The following is a 761-nucleotide window of genomic DNA, read 5'->3' as shown; positions in this document are numbered from 1 at the left end:
CGGCGGCGGCGCGTATCAATGGTTCTCGACTCACCGCGACGGGCATGCGGCGGGCACGCCCGCATCGCGCACCGCGTTGCGTTTCGCGGCGGACGGCTTGCCCGATGCGCGGCAGCGCGAGTTCGCCGCGGCGCTGAAGGCGGCTCGCAAGAGCGGTCGCGATTTCGCGCGCGAAGGGCGCGACGGCCGGATCACCGTGCTGGACCTGCTCGCCGCGCCGCAACTCGATCGCGCGGCGATCGATGCGGCGCTCGACCGCACGCGCGCGGCCGACACCGCGATGCGTGCGCAGGTCGAGCGCAGCGTCGTCGATTTCGCGGCGACGCTGACGCCCGACGAGCGCGCGAAGTTCGTCGACGGGTTGCAGCACAGCGGCAACTGGCGTTTGCCGCCGAGGCTGCAGAAGAAACCGGACGCGTCGACGAGCGAGTAAGCCGCGCGTGGGCGGCGCGCGATCTGCGCGCCGCTCGTGCGTCATGCGTGCGCCGGTTCCGGCGAATCGCGCGGTCGTTGTCCGCTGACGATCCACGCCGCCGTGTTGCGCGATTTCCGCCCGGCGCTTCCACAGCAAAAAATATTTTCCCGCCCCGCGACGGATTTCCCGGCGTGCTTGCGTTGAACGTGAATACGCACCGCAAGAGAGCCCGTCATGGACCACCCGAACGACGCCACGCCGGCCGCGATCGCGCTGAACCGCTTCGGTCTCGGCGCGCGCGCCGACGAAGCCCCGCCCGCCGACCCGAAGGCCGCATTGCTCGCCC

At 71.4% G+C, this 761-nt stretch carries 1 protein-coding gene; it reads left to right on the top strand.

The features are described from left to right. The coding region (locus ACU8YE_RS23740; protein ID WP_446929780.1) for a periplasmic heavy metal sensor at positions 1-433 on the top strand (433 nt) is incomplete at its 5' end. Between the last annotated feature and the right edge of the window lie 328 nt (positions 434-761).

It is taken from the genome of Ralstonia sp. VS2407 (assembly GCF_052950655.1).
The sequence above is the reverse complement of the archived record's forward strand: the minus strand, read 5'-3'. Positions and strand labels throughout refer to the sequence as shown.